Raw genomic sequence first — 16,431 nt, forward strand, 5'->3', positions numbered from 1 at the left:
CCCTTCATCGACGATGAGCACGTACCGCGCTCCAGGGCGCGGCGTGCGCTGCCCGCTCGCCGGTACCGAGCAACAAGCCCGCAAACGCCCAGAAGGCCAGCATGGTGGCCTTCCACATGAAATCATCGGTGAAGTTCTTCGTCAGCATGCCGACGACGAGCGCGACGCCCGCCGCCGCGACCCACTCGTCGGCATCCCGCAGGCGGAAAAAACGCGATGCCAGCGATACCAGCAACGCGCTTTGCACAATGACGCCGATCAGGCCCGTTTGCAGCCATGTATTCAGAAAAAGGTTATGGGCATGGGTCGGCGCGGCGGGCTCCAGTGCGATGAGCGCCGGCGGCATATCGCGTCGCAGTGCGATGCCCGGCAGCGGCTTGCCGAAACCGATGCCGATCCACGCGCGGCGAAGCGCCTCGTGTGCATAGAACGCCCACAGTTTCGGACGAGTGTCGGCGCGGACCGCATCGTCGAAGGCCACAAACGACTGCGGCATTGCAAGTTCCGGTTGCGAAGCGGTTTGCGCGGCCGGGAGCGCAGCCGGTTGTAGAGCGTGTTGCGGGGCGGCCATCGCGACGGGCTCCGCTGCCCCGAATCGCAACATCCCGCCATAGACCGCAAGCAGCGCGCCCACCGCCAACAAGGCCACGAGCACGGCGATGGCAACCCTGGGACGCCGACGATAAAGCGGAAACGCCGCGATAAAAAACGTTACGGCGGCCGCGGGCCAGAAAAACCGGTTCAACGATGCAAGCCCGATGAACAGGCAAAACATCACACCGATGACAGCGGCAATGCGCGAGCGCCCACGCGGCATCAGCCCGATGAAGAGCGCGGCGGCAAAGAGCGCGAGCGTGCTCGTATGGCCCACGCGGGCATAAAAGCGCAGCGGAAAGGTGACGGGCGTCGGCGGTTGCAGTTGCCCCCAGTACAGCGCACTTATCAGCGCGAGCAGCGCGCAAGCAAGCCAGCAGGCATAGGCCGCCCAGGCGGCTCGCCCGGTACGCGTGGCGAAGAGCCATGCGCCCCAGAAGACGATGAGTGGATAACAAACTTCGTCGAGCCACGCGTGCCAACTGAGCGCCGGATATGCGGACCATGCCACCGCGCCCAGGCTCCATGCGGCCCACAGGCCTGCGGGTACGACCAGCGGCCAGCGCGTCAGCTCGCGCCGCTCCGCCCATGCTGCAGCCAGCACCGCAAAGCCGGTGAACGCAAGCCCAATGTTCACGGGCCCGTTCATATGGCCAAACATGACCGCGAACGCCATCAGCGGGCACGCCAACCAGAGCAAGCGGGCAGGTGGCGTCAAAGCATTCATGCCGCCTCCAACACGACTTTCAATACGTCGGTTACCGCATCTACGGTCAGCCGGCCCATGCACCCGGCGTGGTCGCCGTTCCATTCGATACACGTCGAGACGTTGCGGTCGCAGCGCCTGACCCAGGCCAGCTCGCGGCGAAAAATGTTGTGCTGGTTGCGGCATGGCATGTCGGCGATCGTCACCGGCACGAACGGCATGTCGCGCCAGTACCGCCCGGCGCCGTGAATCTGCGCGTTGCCGGGACCGAAAAGCGTCACCGCCGGAACACCGATCAACCGCGCGAGATGCGCGGTTCCGGTATCGGGACACACGAGCGCCCGCGCGCCCGCAAAAAGGTGCCAGACGTCGGCAAGGCCCAGACGGCCGGCAAAATTCACGCGGCTCGAATCGGGATCGATCTCTTTGACGAGATCGGCCTCGCTCGGGCCCCCACTCCACACGACCCGATACCCGAGCCGCTCCACCTCGCACGCCAACTCGCGCCAGCGCTCAATCGGCCAGCGCTTGACCGCCGTACTCGCACCAGGGTGCAGCACGACATAGGCTGTTTGCGGCAGCATCGATTCGTTAAACGCGCTCGGCGCAGGCGCAGGCCAGACATCGGGGCGGTATGCGGGCGGCGGCTCGCCGGCCACGAGCTCGGTGGTCAGATCGGCCCATGCCGCCGGTTCGTCAGGGTAGTTCACGAGTTCGTTGACGGGCCAGTTCTTCCAAGCGTTGTCTCCGGCGTGCGCGATGATCCATCGACAACCGGCGCCCAGTGCAAGCCAGCTATGGCGATTATCGCCGGCCACGATGCCGAGGTCGTAAGGGCCCGAGTTCAGTACGCGCCGCACCGCGAGCGAATCGCGTGGATCGAACGGCAGTGCCTCTACGCCGAACGGCCGCCCCGAATAAAGCGGCACGATTGCCTTCGGGCAGGTCAGCACGATTTGGGCGCCGACGTATTGCTGGCGCAGTTTCGCCAGCAAGGCCGTCAGCAATAGCGTGTCGCCCAGCAGCAAATGATGTGCGATCAGGATTCGGCGCGGCTGCGACGGCTTGTTGCGCAATGGCTTGAGCGCTAATCGCGGCAATGCTCGCGCGAAAATATGGATACGTCCTAACAGTCGACTCATTCGCTAGCCATCCGGCCCCGTCACTTGATTTGTGTCGTTCTCGAGGCAAGGTCCGTTATCGAGCCGCGTCCCGTCGCGTTGTCTTTGTCGCTCCTCGCAAAAAAGAGGAACGCTTGCGTCGACTCGGGCGCACGCGCATCAAACCTATGATTAAATCGCGCGGGAGAAGCTCGAAACCCCCGCTAGGTGGCCCGCTTCAGCCGGCCCCCGCTCTGACAGAAGTTCGCCAGTATACCGCACGCGCCGTGACACCCGAACGGCTCACCAGCCGGCGCACCCTGCGAAGGCATTCAAAAAACACGCGATGAGAGGCTCGTTCGTTTGGCGCGGCTCAGCGGCTCACGCGCGCGCAACGATTTTCGATGCGCCGGACGCAATCGACGGCTGCCAGACCGCGTGAATCGCTTCGGTAACCTCGCGAACCGACGGCACTACGCCTTCGTCGCCCACCGAAACGGCCCGGCCCGGGACATTCACGCCAAAATGCTCGCGCGAGGTAGCGGTGAAAATCATCACAGTCGGCTTGCGCAGCGCGCTGGCCAGGTGCGTGAAGCCCGTATCGGTGCCGACGACAAGCGTGGCCAAATCGATATGCTGGGCCAGCTCGCGCACGGACAGCCGCGGCATTACCGTCGCGTCAGGGATACCGGCGGCGATCGCACGCGCCTCGGCATGCTCTTGCTCCGAGCCCCAGGGCAACACGGCGCGGATGCCCTGGGAAACGAGTTCGCGGCCGACCTGCTGCCAGGATTCGATCGGCCACTTTTTTACATCGGCCGAGGTGGCGTGCAACAGCACGGCGAACGGGCCTTGTCGGGTAGCTTCAGGAATAGTGGCCGGCGTCGGGATCTTCAGCCCGAACTCGGGTGCGGTGTCGATTTCATAACCAAAGGCGTCGCTGACGCTTTTGCGAAGTCCGTCCCAGACATTGAGCGCGGATGGACGGGCAAAACGTCGCGAATAGGCAAATGCCGCGCCTTTTTCGCCCAAATCGATTGAACGATAGCCATAGCGGACGCGGGCGCGCGCGCAAAAGGCGATGATCGCGCTCTTATAAACGCCGTGAACGTCGATGACGGCGTCGTATTTGAAGCGGCGCAACTCGCCAATAGATGCCGCGATGGCCTTGAAATCCGCCATGCTGCGCTGTTGCTTGAAGCGCCTGAGCGGCGCGCACAGCACACGATCGATACCCGGGTTCCATCGCGGGACTTCCGAAAAAGCCGCGTCCGCGGCCCAATCGATTTCGACCCCGGGAAAAGCGCGGTGCAAATCGGCCACGAGCGGTTGCGCGTGCACGATGTCGCCCAACGATGTGACCTTGATGATGAGAACGCGGTTCATGGCGCTTTGTGGTGATTTTTCCGGAGCGAAGCCAACTGGCCTTCAAATGAAGGAGCCGTGCTGCCAAACCGAAGCGCGCTTCGTCCGCAGCCGCAGCAGTATACTCGATTGCCCGCGCGCGACGCGCGTCCACAGCCCGCTTGAAGGCGGTAGTGTAAGCGACGTGGAGGGGCCCCGTTCAAGCCGGCGGAGCGTACCGAGTCGACGCGCCGTCGCTCGAACTCGAGGCAGCCCGAAGTTCATGCGCGAGCGCCACGAGCGAATCGACATGGCTTGCGATGCTGGGGTCGTACGCGATCGGGTCGGATGCCTGCCGCGCACTTGATGGCGACGCACGGCTCGTTCCAAGCTGGACCGCGTGCACCGCCTGTTCCAACACTCGCTGCAAATCGAGTGCATCACCCGGAGCGAACACGAGTTTGCGATGCGGTGCAATCGCGTCGCAGCAGCCGATGTTCGCCGCGAGAATGACCGGCGTGCCGCACATGACCGACTCCACGCCGACGAGTCCGAACGGTTCGTACTTCGAAGCGAGGATCGTGAAGTCGGCCGCCCGATAGCCGTTCTCGATATCCGTCACATAGCCGATGTAGCGAATCCGCGCGCTGGTCCGCTCGGGCGGACGGCCAGCCACGGCCACGATGATCGGAAGATTCGTCTCGCGCAACACGGCTTCGATGAGCGGCAAACCCTTGCGTTCATGGCTGCTCGACGGAAACAGCAAGACGATTTCATCGTCGGCGAAACCGAACCGTTTGCGCAGCTGCGCCCTTGCCTGCGGCGTGACGGGCGAGAAGCGGGCTGCATCTACGGGCGGATAAAGCACACGGATTTTGTCGTCGCTTACGCCGTAGAGCTCGCGCAATTCGTCGCGCATCAACAAGGAGTGGGCCACGACGACGGCCGCATGCGCGTATTGGCGCGCTTCGAGCGCGATCTGCCACCGGTCGGCTCGCGTCGGCGTGCGGCCAAGCGCGCGCACAAAACCGCGGTGCGTGCCGCCGCATACAGCGATATCGGATGAATCGACCCGATTGCAGCCAATCAGCACATCGACGCAGGCAGCGCGCCGCATCCGACGCAAACGCCATGAGAACCAGTGGTCACGCAACTTGCCCGGCAGAAACGACACGTTGATTCGGTGCGCTTGCACCAGCCCGCTTTCGGGCAGGCTGCGGTCGAAGCGCCGGGCAAAAAACGCCGGCTCGATGCCGCGTTGGGCCAGCCCGCGCGCCAAGTCCATGGCATAGCGCTCGAAGCCGCCGCCCTGCTTGAGCGCGTTGGCAGAAATACCGATCTTCATGCGGGGGTACCGCAAAACTTGAGGAACAGCATCGCCGTAATCAATAAACGATTTCGACGGCGCTCGCGGCGAACTCGGTTCGCAGCGCGGCCAGCAAATCGTCGCTTGGGCGCACGCGCCAGGCGTCGCCGAGCCGCACTTCGCCTTGCGCGCGCGCGTTGGTGTAGACGATCTGCACGGCAAGCCCGTTTGGCACGGCCGGCGGCGGCGTTCGCGGCCGTGCGCCGCGAGCGGATGAGGCGTCGCTGCCGCCGCCACCGCCGCGCATGCCGCCACCGAAGCCGCGGTTGCCTGCCGGCGCGGCCGTTGCAACTGCCACTGCCGGCTCGGCCGCCGCCGGCGGCGCGCAATGCGCCTCGAGCACGCGGCGCAACGCAGTGGCATCCGCATTGCCGTTCATGCAGACCTTCACCGCCTGCGCATACCGGCTGCGCGCGCGCTCGAGGTCCATCACCGCATCGACGGTGAAGCGAATGCCGCCCGTGAATGCATCGTTGCGCGCCTGCCCCTGCACGACCAGCAATTCGTCTTCCTTGAACACGGCCCGGTTCGCTTCGTATTGCTCGTTGAAAACGGTGACTTCGCACTGGCCCGTGCCATCGTCGATCAGCGCGATCAGCATCTTGCCGCGCTGGGTCATCTGCGTGCGCAGCGAAACGATGATGCCTGCCACAAGCTTGTCGCGCCCTTCCTTCAGCTCGCCGAGCTTTTGACGCACGAAGCGCCGCAACTCATCCTTATAGGCATCGAAGAGGTGGCCCGACAGGTAAAAACCGAGCGCGGTCTTCTCTTCTTGCAGCTTGCGCTTTTCGTGCCAAGCCGGCTCGTCGACGAGCTCATGGCCTTGCGACGGCGCATCGCCCATGTCGAACAGGCCCGCCTGCATCTCATTGGCGCTCGCCTGGTCGGCCGCTTCCATCGCGAGCGGCACCGACGCGATCAGTTGCGCGCGATTGGCATGAAGCGTATCGAAGGCGCCGGCGCGAATCAGCGCCTCGACGGTCCGCCGGTTGACGACGCGCCGGTCGATGCGCCCGCAAAAATCGAATAGATCGACAAAGGGCCCCGCTTCGCGCGCCCGCAGGATTTCTTCGATCGCATTCTGGCCGCTGCCCTTTACCGCGCCCAACCCGTAGCGGATCGTACGCGAGCGTTTGCCGTCGAGCTCGGCGACCGGTTCGAAGCGATAAGCCGAATGGTTGATATCGGGCGGCAGCACGGCGATGCCATTGAACTTGCAATCCTCATAGAGGATCTTCACCTTGTCGGTGTCGTCCATCGCCAAGCTCATGTTGGCTGCCATGAACTCGGCCGGATGGTGCGCCTTGAGCCACGCCGTGTAGTAAGCCAACAGCGCATAGGCAGCCGCGTGCGACTTGTTAAAGCCGTAGCCCGCGAACTTCTCCATCAAATCGAAGATCTCGTCGGCCTTCGCGCCCGTCAGCCCGTTCTTGGCGGCGCCCTCGCGAAACAGTTCGCGATGCTTGGCCATCTCCTCGGCCTTTTTCTTGCCCATCGCACGACGCAAGAGATCGGCGCCGCCAAGCGAGTAGCCGCCGATGATCTGCGCCATCTGCATCACCTGCTCCTGATAGACCATGATCCCGTAGGTCTCTTTCAGAACAGGCTCTACGCGCGCGTCCGGATACTCCACCACCTCGCGCCCGTGCTTGCGCGCGCAAAAGCTCGGGATCAGGTCCATCGGGCCTGGCCGGTACAGCGCGACGAGCGCGATGATGTCCTCGAAGCGGTCCGGCTGCGCATCCTTGAGCATGCCCTGCATGCCGCGGCTTTCCAGCTGGAACACGGCGACGGTGTTCGCCTTTTTCAGCATCGAAAACGAAGCGGGATCGTCGAGCGGCACCTGCGCGAGCGACCAATCGGCCTTCGACGGGTCGAGCCGACGGATATAGCGCTCGGCCCAATCGAGAATCGTGAGCGTCGTCAAACCGAGAAAGTCGAACTTGACGAGGCCAACGGCTTCGACGTCGTCTTTGTCGTACTGGCTCACGACGCCGCCGTCATCGCCCTGCGCGTATAGCGGACAAAAGTCGGTCAGCTTGCCGGGCGCAATCAGCACGCCGCCCGCGTGCATGCCGACGTTACGCGTCAAGCCCTCGACGCGCTGCGCGAGTTCGAGCAACTGCCGCACTTCGTCTTCGTTGTCGTTGCGCTCCTGCAAGAGCGGCTCTTCCTTCATCGCGTCGGCGATGGTCACATGCTTGCCCGGCTTGAACGGAATCAGCTTCGCAATGCCGTCGGTGAACGTGTAGCCGAGATCGAGCACACGGCCGATGTCACGCACGGCCGCTTTCGCCGCCATCGTGCCGAAGGTCGCGATCTGCGAGACCGCATCGGCGCCGTACTTGCCCTTGACGTATTGAATGACGCGGTCGCGCCCTTCCTGGCAGAAGTCGATGTCGAAGTCAGGCATCGACACGCGCTCAGGGTTCAGGAAGCGCTCGAACAGCAGGTTGTAGCGCAGCGGGTCGAGATCGGTGATGCCGAGCGCATAGGCGACGAGCGAACCCGCGCCCGAGCCGCGCCCCGGCCCCACCGGCACGCCGTTATTCTTGGCCCAGTTGATGAAGTCCGCAACGATCAGGAAGTAGCCCGGAAAGCCCATCTTGATGATCGTCTTGCACTCGAATTCGAGCCGCTGGTAGTAGGTTTCGCGGGCCTCGACGCGTTTGGCTTCGTCCGAGTAGAGTTCTACTAGCCGGCGCTCCAGACCGTCTTTCGACAGTTGCACGAGGTATTCGTCCAGCGACATACCGTCGGGCGTCGGAAACAGCGGCAGCTTCGGCTTGCCCAGTTCCAGCGCCAGGTTGCAACGCTTGGCGATTTCGACTGTGTTCGCAACGGCGGACGGGATGTCGGCGAAGAGCGCAGCCATTTCGTCTTGCGTACGAAAATGCTGCGCAGTCGTGAAGCGTTTCGGGCGGCGCGGATTCGCGAGGATATCGCCCTCGGAGATGCACACGCGCGCCTCGTGCGCGGTGAAATCGTCGGCCGTCATGAACTGCACCGGATGGGTGGCGACGACCGGCAGCTTCAGTGCCGCCGCCAGCGCCACGGCCTGCTGCACATACGCCTCGCCACCAGGCTGGCCACAGCGCTGCAACTCGATGTAAAACGCGTTCGGAAAGCGCTCGGCCCATAGCAGCGCGTAGCGCTTGGCGGCGTCCTTGTTGCCCGCGGCAAGCGCGAGCCCAATGTCGCCGAGTTGCGCACCCGAAAGCGCAATCAGGCCCTCGCACAGCGGCGTATCGAACCATGCCGGGTCGATCTCGGCGCGTCCGCGGTACTGATTGGTCAGCCAAGCCTTGGTAAGCAGCTCGCACAGGTTCAAATAGCCGCGACCGTCTTTGACGAGCAACAGCAAACGCGCAGGCTTGTCGCGATCGGCCGCGTTCGTGATCCAGACGTCGCACCCGGCAATCGGCTTGACGCCGCTGCCGCGTGCTTCCCGGTAGAAACGGACAAGACCAAATGCGTTCGAAAGATCGGTCAGTGCGAGCGCGCCCTGCCCGTCGGCAGCGGCCGCCTTGACGACGTCGTCAATGCGCACGATGCCGTCGGCAATCGAGAATTCGGAATGGATGCGAAGATGGACGAAGCGGGGATCTGACATGGGCCGTATTGTACATCCGGCGCAACGCGTTTTCTGTCGCAAAAAGGAGCGCGCGGCGCGCGGCCGAGTGGCGCCGCCGGCGCGCCCGTTTCGATTCGAATTTGCGGGATAATACGGGTTTTGCGCATTGCACAGGACGCTGCTACGCGGCGCGAAGCAGGCACCATCATCATCATGAGCATCGTCAATCTCTCCGCCTATCAATTCGTCACGCTCGATGCAATCCAGGCATGGCGCCCGCTCGTGGCCGAACGCTCGATCGCGCTTGGCTTGCGAGGCACTATTCTGCTCGCGCCCGAAGGCATCAACCTGTTCGTAGCCGGCTCGCGCGAGGCGGCCGACGCATTCGTCGACTATCTGCGCCACGATCCGCTTTTCGAAGGCAAGTTCGCATCGCTGCAGTTCAAGGAAAGCGAGTCGCCAGCGCAGCCGTTTCGCCGCATGCTGGTCAAGCTCAAGCGCGAAATCATCACGATGAAAAGGCCGGCCATCAAGCCGGAGCTTGGCCGTGCGCCCGCCGTCGATGCGCCCACGCTCAAGCGCTGGCTCGATCGCGGACACGACGACGCAGGGCGCCCGGTTGTCATGCTCGACACGCGCAATGCGTTCGAAGTCGACGTGGGGACGTTCGACAACGCAATCGATTACCGCATCGACAAATTCAGCGAGTTCCCCGAGGTGATCCAAGCCCATCGCGACGAACTCACGGATAAAACCGTTGTCTCGTTCTGCACCGGCGGCATCCGCTGCGAAAAGGCCGCCATCCATATGAAGGAGATCGGCTTCGAGCATGTTTATCAGCTCGAAGGCGGCATTCTCAAGTACTTCGAGGAAGTGGGCGGCGCGCATTATCACGGCGAATGCTTCGTGTTCGATTACCGCACCGCGCTCGATCCGCAACTCGGCCCCACCCCTACCGTGCAGTGCTTCGGCTGCCGCGGCGTCGTCACGCTGGAGGCGCAGCACTCGCCGCTTTACGAGGCCGGCCGGTACTGCCCCGCCTGCCATCCGCAACGCGGTACGGCGGCTGAGGCTGCGTAAGCGGCGGCCGCCCCGTGCTCGCCGCGATCAGTTCACCGGACGCACTCGCGTCGCCAGCCTATCGCGGCCGTTTTGCGCCATCGCCAACCGGGCCGCTGCATTTCGGCTCGCTCGTCGGTGCGCTGGCAAGCTATCTCGATGCGCGCGCGCATGGCGGCACCTGGCTCGTGCGGATCGAGGATATCGACGGGCCGCGTACGGTGCCAGGCGCCGACCGGCAGATATGTTCGACACTCGAGCGTTTCGGCATGCTCGCCGACGAGCCGCCTGTCTGGCAAAGCGCGCGCACCGCGCTTTATACGCAGGCATTCGACCGCCTCACGGCCGCGGGGCTCGTCTATCCGTGCGGCTGCACGCGCAAGGAAATCGCCGATTCGCTGGCCAGCAGCCACGCGCGCCATACGACGCTCGCCTATCCGGGCACCTGCCGCCAGGGCCTGTTCGGCAAGCCCGCAAGGGCATGGCGCTTGCGCGTGCCCGACGGGGCTGCCGCGACGATCTCGTTCGATGACCGCTGGCAAGGCGTGCGTGAGCAGAATTTGGCCGATGAAGTCGGCGATTTCGTGCTCAAGCGTGCCGACGGGCAATGGGCCTACCAACTCGCGGTTGTCGTCGACGATGCCGACCAGCACATCACGCACGTCGTTCGCGGCGCGGACCTCATCGATTCGACAGCGCGTCAGATCTATCTGAAACGCTGTCTCGGCGTGCCGACGCCCGCCTATCTGCACGTTCCGGTGGTGACGGACGCGCAGGGCGAAAAGCTCAGCAAGCAGACCGGCGCGCAAGCGCTCGATGCGAGCCGGCCGCTGCCTGCGCTACAAGCTGCGGCGCGCCATTTGGGGCTGGTGTCGGCAGCGCACAACTGGGGTGGCGTGACGCTCGAAGCGTTTTATGTGGAGATGGTTGCGGCGTGGGCTGCGAGCTCTGCATGGGGTCGATCTAAGCGCTAAAGCGCTAAATCCCACCGACAATTTTGCGTGCAGTCGAACCAAGCAGTAACGATCGCCTCGTTCACCCGTTGCGAAAAATAAAGCTATAAGCCGACAGTGCCGGCGCACCGCCAAGATGAGCGAACAGCACATTGGCGCCCGACGCGAATTCGCCGCGGCGCACCCGGTCGATCATCCCGTGCATGGACTTGCCCTCGTAGACCGGGTCGGTCAGCATGCCCTCGTGCCGGGCAGCGAGCCGTATGGCCTCGAGCGTGCCCTCGCTCGGTAACCCGTACTCGGGGCCGCCATAGCGGGTATCGAGGATGATGTCGTCATCGACGATCACGCGCCCGAGATCGACCTGCTCCGCCGTTTGTTGCGCGATACGCAGAATCTGCGCGCGCGTGGCCTCCGGCTTGGCGGAGGCGTCGATACCGATCACCTGCCTGGCCCACCCATCGGCGGCAAAGCCGACGACCATCCCCGCCTGCGTGCTGCCCGTGACCGAGCACACGACGATGTAGTCGAAGCGAATGCCAAGCTGCGCTTCCTGTTGCCGCACTTCGTCGGCGAAACCAACGAAACCGAGCCCGCCAAGCGGATGGTCCGAACATCCGGCTGGAATCGCGTAGGGTTTGCCGCCCGCGCGACGCACGCTCTCGAGCGCCTCTTCCCAACTGCGGCGAAAACCGATGTCGAAGCCATCGGGAACGAGGCGGACATCGGCTCCCATGATGCGCGACAGCTCGATATTGCCAACCCGATCGTACAGCGCATCGCTGTAGTTGACCCAGTGCTCCTGGACAAGCACGCATTTCATGCCGAGATGCGCGGCGACGGCGGCGACCTGGCGCGTCTGATTGGACTGAATGCCGCCGATGGAAACGAGCGTGTCGCAACCTTGTGCCAGCGCCTCGGGGATCAGGTACTCGAGCTTGCGCGTCTTGTTGCCGCCGAATGCGAGTCCGCTGTTGCAGTCTTCGCGTTTGGCATACAGGTTGACTCTGCCGCCAAGGTGCGCCGTGAGCCGCTTCAATGGGTGGATCGGCGTGGGGCTGAACGTGAGCGGATAACGGGGAAATCGATCCAAGTTCATGACGGGCTCCGATCGTGCGGTCAAAGGTTAAGGACACTGCTGCGCGATCAGAAAATAATAGGGCGATTGCGACGAAATGAGCTTGCGAAAATTAAAGGTAGTACGTAATTTTAGATTGCTAATTCCTCGGTTTATTTATTTTCAATGTGTTGAATCCATCATGAGCGCAATAAAATTACGTCGCCGTGCGGCGAATAGCACGCGGGCTACCGCCGAGCCCGCCGCACTCGCGCAGCTCGATCGGACCGACCGCGCGATTCTCAAAGCGCTGCAGCAAGACGCATCGATTTCGAACGTCAAGCTCGCGGCAAAAGTGAAACTGAGCGCGCCGGCTTGTTTGCGGCGCGTCGAGCGGCTCAAGGAGGCGGGATTTATTCGAGGCGTCGTCGCGCTGCTGGCACCGAAAGCGATCGGCGCAGGCATGCTCGTCGTGATCGGCATCGTGCTCGATCGATCGACACCGGAGACATTTGCGGAATTCGAAAAAGCAGCGCGCAAGATTTCGGGCTGCATGGAATGCCACGTCGTAACGGGCGAATTCGACTATTTCATGCTCGTGCGCACACGCGACAGCGACAGTTTCAACCGTCTGCATGCCGAGCAACTGCTCTACCTGCCCGGCGTGCGGCAGATACGCAGCTTCATGGTACTGAAAGAGATTTTGTCGACGACAGCGTTTCCGGTTTAGTCGGGGACGCCTAGTCGGGGACGCCTAGTCGGGGATGCGCGGCGCTGCTCGACTGCCGATGTCGACTATGACGACGAATTGCGGCGCGCCATGCCAAAGCCGCCAAGCAGCGCGGCAAGCGGCTGTTTCGGCGCGGCCTTCGCGGGCGCCGCAGACTCGTTGGACGCCGCCTCGCGCTCGCGCACCGACGGCGACGGCTCGTAGGGCTTGAGGAAGAAATCGTCGACGCTCGCATGCGTATGACGATGCACCGGACGCTCGTGGCCCGACGCGCCGCGAGCACGACGCCCCGGCGACGCGCGATCGTCGCGCTCGCGGCGGCCGCGCTCCTCACGCGCATGACGCACCGGCGCATCCAGCACCAGCGGCAGCACCTCGATTGGCCGCTTGATCAGTTTTTCGATGTCCGCAAGCTGCTTGCGTTCGTTAGGACTGCAAAGCGAGAGCGCATCGCCCGACGCGCCCGCACGGCCCGTGCGGCCGATACGGTGCACGTAGTCTTCAGCGTTGAACGGCAGGTCGAAGTTGATCACCGCGGGCAATTCGGCGATATCGAGACCGCGCGCGGCAACATCGGTTGCCACCAGCGCTTCGAGTTCGCCGCGCTTGAACGCATCGAGCGCCTGCATGCGTTCATTTTGCGATTTGTCGCCGTGAATGGCGGAGGCCACCACGCCGTCGCGCTCCAGTTGCCGCGCCAGACGCCCCGCCCCGATCTTGCTGTTGCAGAAAACGAGGACCTGCTTCAAACCGCGCTCGCGAATCAGTTGCACGACGGCGCCTTGCTTGTCACCCTCGGCCACTTCGTAGACGATTTGCGTGACGTTGGTCGCCGTCGAGTTGCTGCGCGCGACTTCGATCGTCTGCGGATTGCGCAGATAGGTTGCGGCCAGCTTTTTGATCTCGGGTGAAAACGTCGCCGAAAAGAGCAGCGTCTGACGCTCTTTCGGCAACAGGTTCAAGATCCGCTGCAAATCGGGCAAAAAGCCCATGTCGAGCATGCGATCGGCCTCGTCGAGCACAAGCATCTGCACCTGGCCGAGATTCGCCGTCTTTTGCTGAACGTGATCGAGTAGCCGCCCGGGCGTGGCGATCAGAATCTCGACGCCGCGCCGCAACTCGGCCGACTGCGGGTTCATATCGACGCCGCCGAACACCACCACGCTTCTGAGCGGCGTGTGCTTGGCGTACGCGTGCACGTTGGCGGCCACCTGATCGGCGAGCTCGCGCGTCGGCGTCAGAATCAGCGCGCGCACCGGGTGCCGCGCAGGCGACGCGCTTGTGCTTGCGTGCGGCAGCAGGCGCTGGATGATCGGCAGCGAGAAGCTGGCCGTCTTGCCGGTGCCCGTCTGAGCCGCGCCCATCACGTCGCGACCTGCCAGAACGACCGGAATCGCCTGCGCCTGGATCGGCGTCGGCGTGGTGTAGCCCTGCTCCGCAATCGCTTTGAGGATGTCGGGGGCGAGCCCGAAATGGTCGAAGGTCGCGATGGGGGACGTAACAGCAGGATCAGACATGGTGGCGTTCGCTAAAAGTGCACCGCTCACGCGTCGCGTCGTTCGCGCGCAGCAGCGGACATAGGCTACTAGTACGGTATTCGGCACTAGCGCGGCTCGACGGAATCGACGTCGAGGCATAAACCACGGCAGCCCCAAACGGCCAGTGGGCCAGTAACGGCCAACGACGGCGCGGGCCGCCCACGGTGCCGCGCAACAGGCGGTGGCCGACTAGGCGTGGCCAACTCCGGCGGCAGTGCTGCCGGAAAGGCCGGTATTGTAGCATCGTGTTCCCGCTGCGGCCGGCCGCGGCATCCGTGGGCGCGTTTTGGGCGCCCACAGGCACGACCCGAGCTGCCGCAACGGCCAAGCCTAAACCAGGCCTAAGTCGGAAAACGCGCGCCTGCGGTGTCGATCTTGCTCGTTTCGCGCGACATCGCGATGACGGATGCCATCTTTCGCGCGCGCGTTCGAGCGTCAGCTTTCTTTTTGGATCGTCGAAACAGGATGTACAGCCGCGGCGGCCGCCTTCGCGCGCGTGCGCGCTTCGTCGATATCGGCGCCCGTCGCCACGGCCACGCCCATGCGCCGCTTCTTGAAACTTTCGGGCTTGCCGAACAGGCGAAGGTCCGAAGCCGGCACGGCCAACGCCTCGCGCACGCCCTCGAACGCGATGCCCGCTTCCTCGAGCCCGCCATAAATGACCGCCGACGCGCCAGGCGCGGCAAGCGCGGTATCCACCGGCAAGCCGAGAATCGCGCGCGCGTGAAGCTCGAACTCCGACAGACGCTGGGAGCGCAACGTCACGAGCCCGGTATCGTGCGGACGCGGGCTGACCTCGGAGAACCAGACGTCGTCGCCGCGCACGAACAACTCGACGCCGAACACGCCGCGCCCGCCGAGCGCGCCCGTGACTTTCGTGGCGATCTCGCGCGAGCGCGCGAGCGCTGCGGCCGACATCGGCTGCGGCTGCCACGATTCGACGTAATCGCCCGCCACCTGCAGATGGCCGATCGGCTCGCAAAACGCGGTTTCGATTTCGCCTGTCGCCGCACCGACCGCACGCACCGTCAGCAACGTGATCTCGTAATCGAACGTGAGAAAACCCTCGACGATCACACGCCCGACATTCACGCGCGCACCGGCCGTCGCGTAGCGCCAGGCCGGCTCGATATCTGCCTCGCTGGCCAGAACCGACTGCCCCTTGCCCGACGACGACATGACCGGCTTCACCACGCACGGATAGCCGATGCGGGCAACGGCGGCCTTGAACTCGTCGAACGATTGCGCGAACGTGTAGGGTGAAGTCGGCAGACCCAGTGTTTCGGCCGCGAGGCAGCGAATGCCCTCGCGGTTCATCGTCAACTGCGTGGCGCGCGCCGTGGGAATGACCTCGGCCACGCCGGCCGCCTCGATTTCGGCAAGCGCGTCGGTCGCAATCGCTTCGATCTCCGGCACGATCAAATGCGGCCGTTCAGCATGCACGAGCGCGACAAGCGCCGCCGGATCAGTCATGTCGATGACATGCGAACGGTGCGCGACCTGATGGCCGGGTGCGTTCGGGTAACGATCGACGGCGATCGTCTCGACGCCAAGCCGCTGCAGCGCAATGATGACTTCCTTGCCGAGCTCGCCCGCGCCCAGCAGCATGACGCGCGTGGCCGAGGACGTGAGCGGCGTGCCGATTCGATGGCCGATCTGCATGACGTATCCCGTTCGTTCGTAAAGCATGTGAAGAAGCGGGATGCTAGCACGAGGCGCATGCGTTCCCTCACGCGCGCCGATCGGAGTGCGTTACCCTTACGCCTTCGCCAGCAGATCAAAAAAGGAAACGCAGTCATGTGGAGTCAGTTCATCGCGTCGTTGCGCGCGGCAACGCGTGCCAGCGGGTCGCGACGCGCCGGCGTGCTGGCGAGCGCGGCGCTCCTCGCAGCCTGTGCGATGCCGACGCATCCCGATTCAGCCGCCCCGCGCAGCGATCCGTTTGTGCCCGCCGCCGTGCAGTTGCTCGACGACACGCACTGGGTACTCGCCGCTTGGCAAACGGCCGATGGCGGCCGGCGTGAACTCCCGAGTGAGGGCGACGCCGCCCGCCCGACGCTCGATTTTTCGACGGCCACAGGCCAGCGCCAAGCGAGCGGCATAGCGGGCTGCAACCGCTTTAGCGCGCGCTATTCGCTGATTGACGGCACGTTGTCCTTCGGCCCGCTCACCACCACGCGCCGCGCTTGCCCGGGCGAGCGTGGCGAGTTCGAGCGCGGCTATCTCGATGCGCTGGCGCATATCGGCAAGACCGGCGTGCAGTGGCGCCCGCCCGTGCAGTTGGTGATCATCACGGAAGACGGTGCGACGCTCAGCTTCCAGCGGGCTGATCGGTGAGCGCCATAGCGATGCCACCGTCGCGCGGCGACCGACCGGTTAAACTCGTCGGGTTCGCCGGCGTCGCTCGCCG

Annotated in this window: 12 protein-coding genes; 4 read left to right on the forward strand and 8 right to left on the reverse strand. The window is 64.2% G+C overall.

All coding sequences use genetic code 11. From position 1 onward, the window contains the following. Positions 1–4: 4 nt before the first annotated feature. The 5 genes from ACSQ20_RS14600 to dnaE all read right to left on the reverse strand — a co-directional run bounded on the left by ACSQ20_RS14600 (position 5) and on the right by dnaE (position 8,732). Positions 5–1,321, reverse strand: a complete 1,317-nt coding sequence (locus tag ACSQ20_RS14600; RefSeq protein ID WP_436021101.1) for an O-antigen ligase family protein — start codon at positions 1,319–1,321, stop codon at positions 5–7. Beyond that, positions 1,318–2,442, reverse strand: coding sequence for a glycosyltransferase family 9 protein (locus tag ACSQ20_RS14605; protein ID WP_436021103.1), 1,125 nt, complete (start codon positions 2,440–2,442; stop codon positions 1,318–1,320). The genes ACSQ20_RS14600 and ACSQ20_RS14605 overlap by 4 nt, the downstream gene beginning before the upstream one ends. Before the next feature lie 339 nt (positions 2,443–2,781). Further along, positions 2,782–3,786 carry a lipopolysaccharide heptosyltransferase I gene (gene waaC, locus ACSQ20_RS14610; RefSeq protein ID WP_436021105.1) on the reverse strand — a complete coding sequence of 335 codons (1,005 nt, stop codon included), beginning with the start codon at positions 3,784–3,786 and terminating at the stop codon, positions 2,782–2,784. Positions 3,787–3,964: 178 nt separating this feature from the next. Further along, positions 3,965–5,089: a glycosyltransferase family 4 protein gene (locus ACSQ20_RS14615; protein ID WP_436021107.1), complete on the reverse strand. Its 1,125-nt coding sequence runs from the start codon at positions 5,087–5,089 to the stop codon at positions 3,965–3,967. Positions 5,090–5,129: 40 nt separating this feature from the next. Beyond that, positions 5,130–8,732 (reverse strand): DNA polymerase III subunit alpha, encoded by a 3,603-nt coding sequence (gene dnaE, locus ACSQ20_RS14620; RefSeq protein WP_436023126.1) that lies wholly within the window; start codon positions 8,730–8,732, stop codon positions 5,130–5,132. 165 nt (positions 8,733–8,897) lie between these two features. Here dnaE and ACSQ20_RS14625 point away from each other — a divergent pair, with 165 nt between their 5' ends. Together ACSQ20_RS14625 and gluQRS are read left to right on the forward strand one after the other, a co-directional pair. Then, entirely contained in the window at positions 8,898–9,764 is an 867-nt protein-coding gene (locus ACSQ20_RS14625; protein WP_436023128.1) for a sulfurtransferase, read from the forward strand. Positions 9,765–9,778: 14 nt separating this feature from the next. Next, positions 9,779–10,717 (forward strand): tRNA glutamyl-Q(34) synthetase GluQRS, encoded by a 939-nt coding sequence (gene gluQRS / locus ACSQ20_RS14630; RefSeq protein ID WP_436021109.1) that lies wholly within the window; start codon positions 9,779–9,781, stop codon positions 10,715–10,717. 61 nt (positions 10,718–10,778) lie between these two features. On the opposite strand, the gene ACSQ20_RS14635 is transcribed toward gluQRS, so the two are convergent. Beyond that, positions 10,779–11,795: a 1-aminocyclopropane-1-carboxylate deaminase gene (locus ACSQ20_RS14635; RefSeq protein ID WP_436021111.1), complete on the reverse strand. Its 1,017-nt coding sequence runs from the start codon at positions 11,793–11,795 to the stop codon at positions 10,779–10,781. A gap of 160 nt (positions 11,796–11,955) precedes the next feature. On the opposite strand from ACSQ20_RS14635, the gene ACSQ20_RS14640 reads away from it, so the two are divergent. Continuing rightward, on the forward strand, positions 11,956–12,483 hold the full coding sequence (locus ACSQ20_RS14640; protein WP_436021113.1) for an Lrp/AsnC family transcriptional regulator: 528 nt from the start codon (positions 11,956–11,958) through the stop codon (positions 12,481–12,483). 65 nt (positions 12,484–12,548) lie between these two features. On the opposite strand, the gene ACSQ20_RS14645 is transcribed toward ACSQ20_RS14640, so the two are convergent. After that, positions 12,549–14,000 (reverse strand): DEAD/DEAH box helicase, encoded by a 1,452-nt coding sequence (locus tag ACSQ20_RS14645; protein ID WP_436021115.1) that lies wholly within the window; start codon positions 13,998–14,000, stop codon positions 12,549–12,551. A gap of 456 nt (positions 14,001–14,456) precedes the next feature. After that, positions 14,457–15,683, reverse strand: a complete 1,227-nt coding sequence (purT, locus tag ACSQ20_RS14650; RefSeq protein ID WP_436023130.1) for a formate-dependent phosphoribosylglycinamide formyltransferase — start codon at positions 15,681–15,683, stop codon at positions 14,457–14,459. Positions 15,684–15,818: 135 nt separating this feature from the next. Here purT and ACSQ20_RS14655 point away from each other — a divergent pair, with 135 nt between their 5' ends. Then, complete coding sequence (locus ACSQ20_RS14655; protein ID WP_436021117.1) at positions 15,819–16,358, forward strand: META domain-containing protein; 540 nt, start codon at positions 15,819–15,821, stop codon at positions 16,356–16,358. Positions 16,359–16,431: the final 73 nt, after the last annotated feature.

Source organism: Trinickia sp. LjRoot230, from assembly GCF_964253315.1.
Taxonomy (GTDB): domain Bacteria; phylum Pseudomonadota; class Gammaproteobacteria; order Burkholderiales; family Burkholderiaceae; genus Trinickia.

What these genes read in the sequence shown, in the direction of transcription:
- ACSQ20_RS14600 (WP_436021101.1), bottom strand. Translation starts at nt 1,321, where the DNA reads ATGAATGCTTTGACGCCACCTGCCCGCTTGCTCTGGTTGGCGTGCCCG.
- ACSQ20_RS14605 (WP_436021103.1), bottom strand. Translation starts at nt 2,442, where the DNA reads ATGAGTCGACTGTTAGGACGTATCCATATTTTCGCGCGAGCATTGCCG.
- waaC (WP_436021105.1), bottom strand. Translation starts at nt 3,786, where the DNA reads ATGAACCGCGTTCTCATCATCAAGGTCACATCGTTGGGCGACATCGTG.
- ACSQ20_RS14615 (WP_436021107.1), bottom strand. Translation starts at nt 5,089, where the DNA reads ATGAAGATCGGTATTTCTGCCAACGCGCTCAAGCAGGGCGGCGGCTTC.
- ACSQ20_RS14625 (WP_436023128.1), top strand. Translation starts at nt 8,898, where the DNA reads ATGAGCATCGTCAATCTCTCCGCCTATCAATTCGTCACGCTCGATGCA.
- ACSQ20_RS14635 (WP_436021111.1), bottom strand. Translation starts at nt 11,795, where the DNA reads ATGAACTTGGATCGATTTCCCCGTTATCCGCTCACGTTCAGCCCCACG.
- ACSQ20_RS14640 (WP_436021113.1), top strand. Translation starts at nt 11,956, where the DNA reads ATGAGCGCAATAAAATTACGTCGCCGTGCGGCGAATAGCACGCGGGCT.
- ACSQ20_RS14645 (WP_436021115.1), bottom strand. Translation starts at nt 14,000, where the DNA reads ATGTCTGATCCTGCTGTTACGTCCCCCATCGCGACCTTCGACCATTTC.
- purT (WP_436023130.1), bottom strand. Translation starts at nt 15,683, where the DNA reads ATGCAGATCGGCCATCGAATCGGCACGCCGCTCACGTCCTCGGCCACG.
- ACSQ20_RS14655 (WP_436021117.1), top strand. Translation starts at nt 15,819, where the DNA reads ATGTGGAGTCAGTTCATCGCGTCGTTGCGCGCGGCAACGCGTGCCAGC.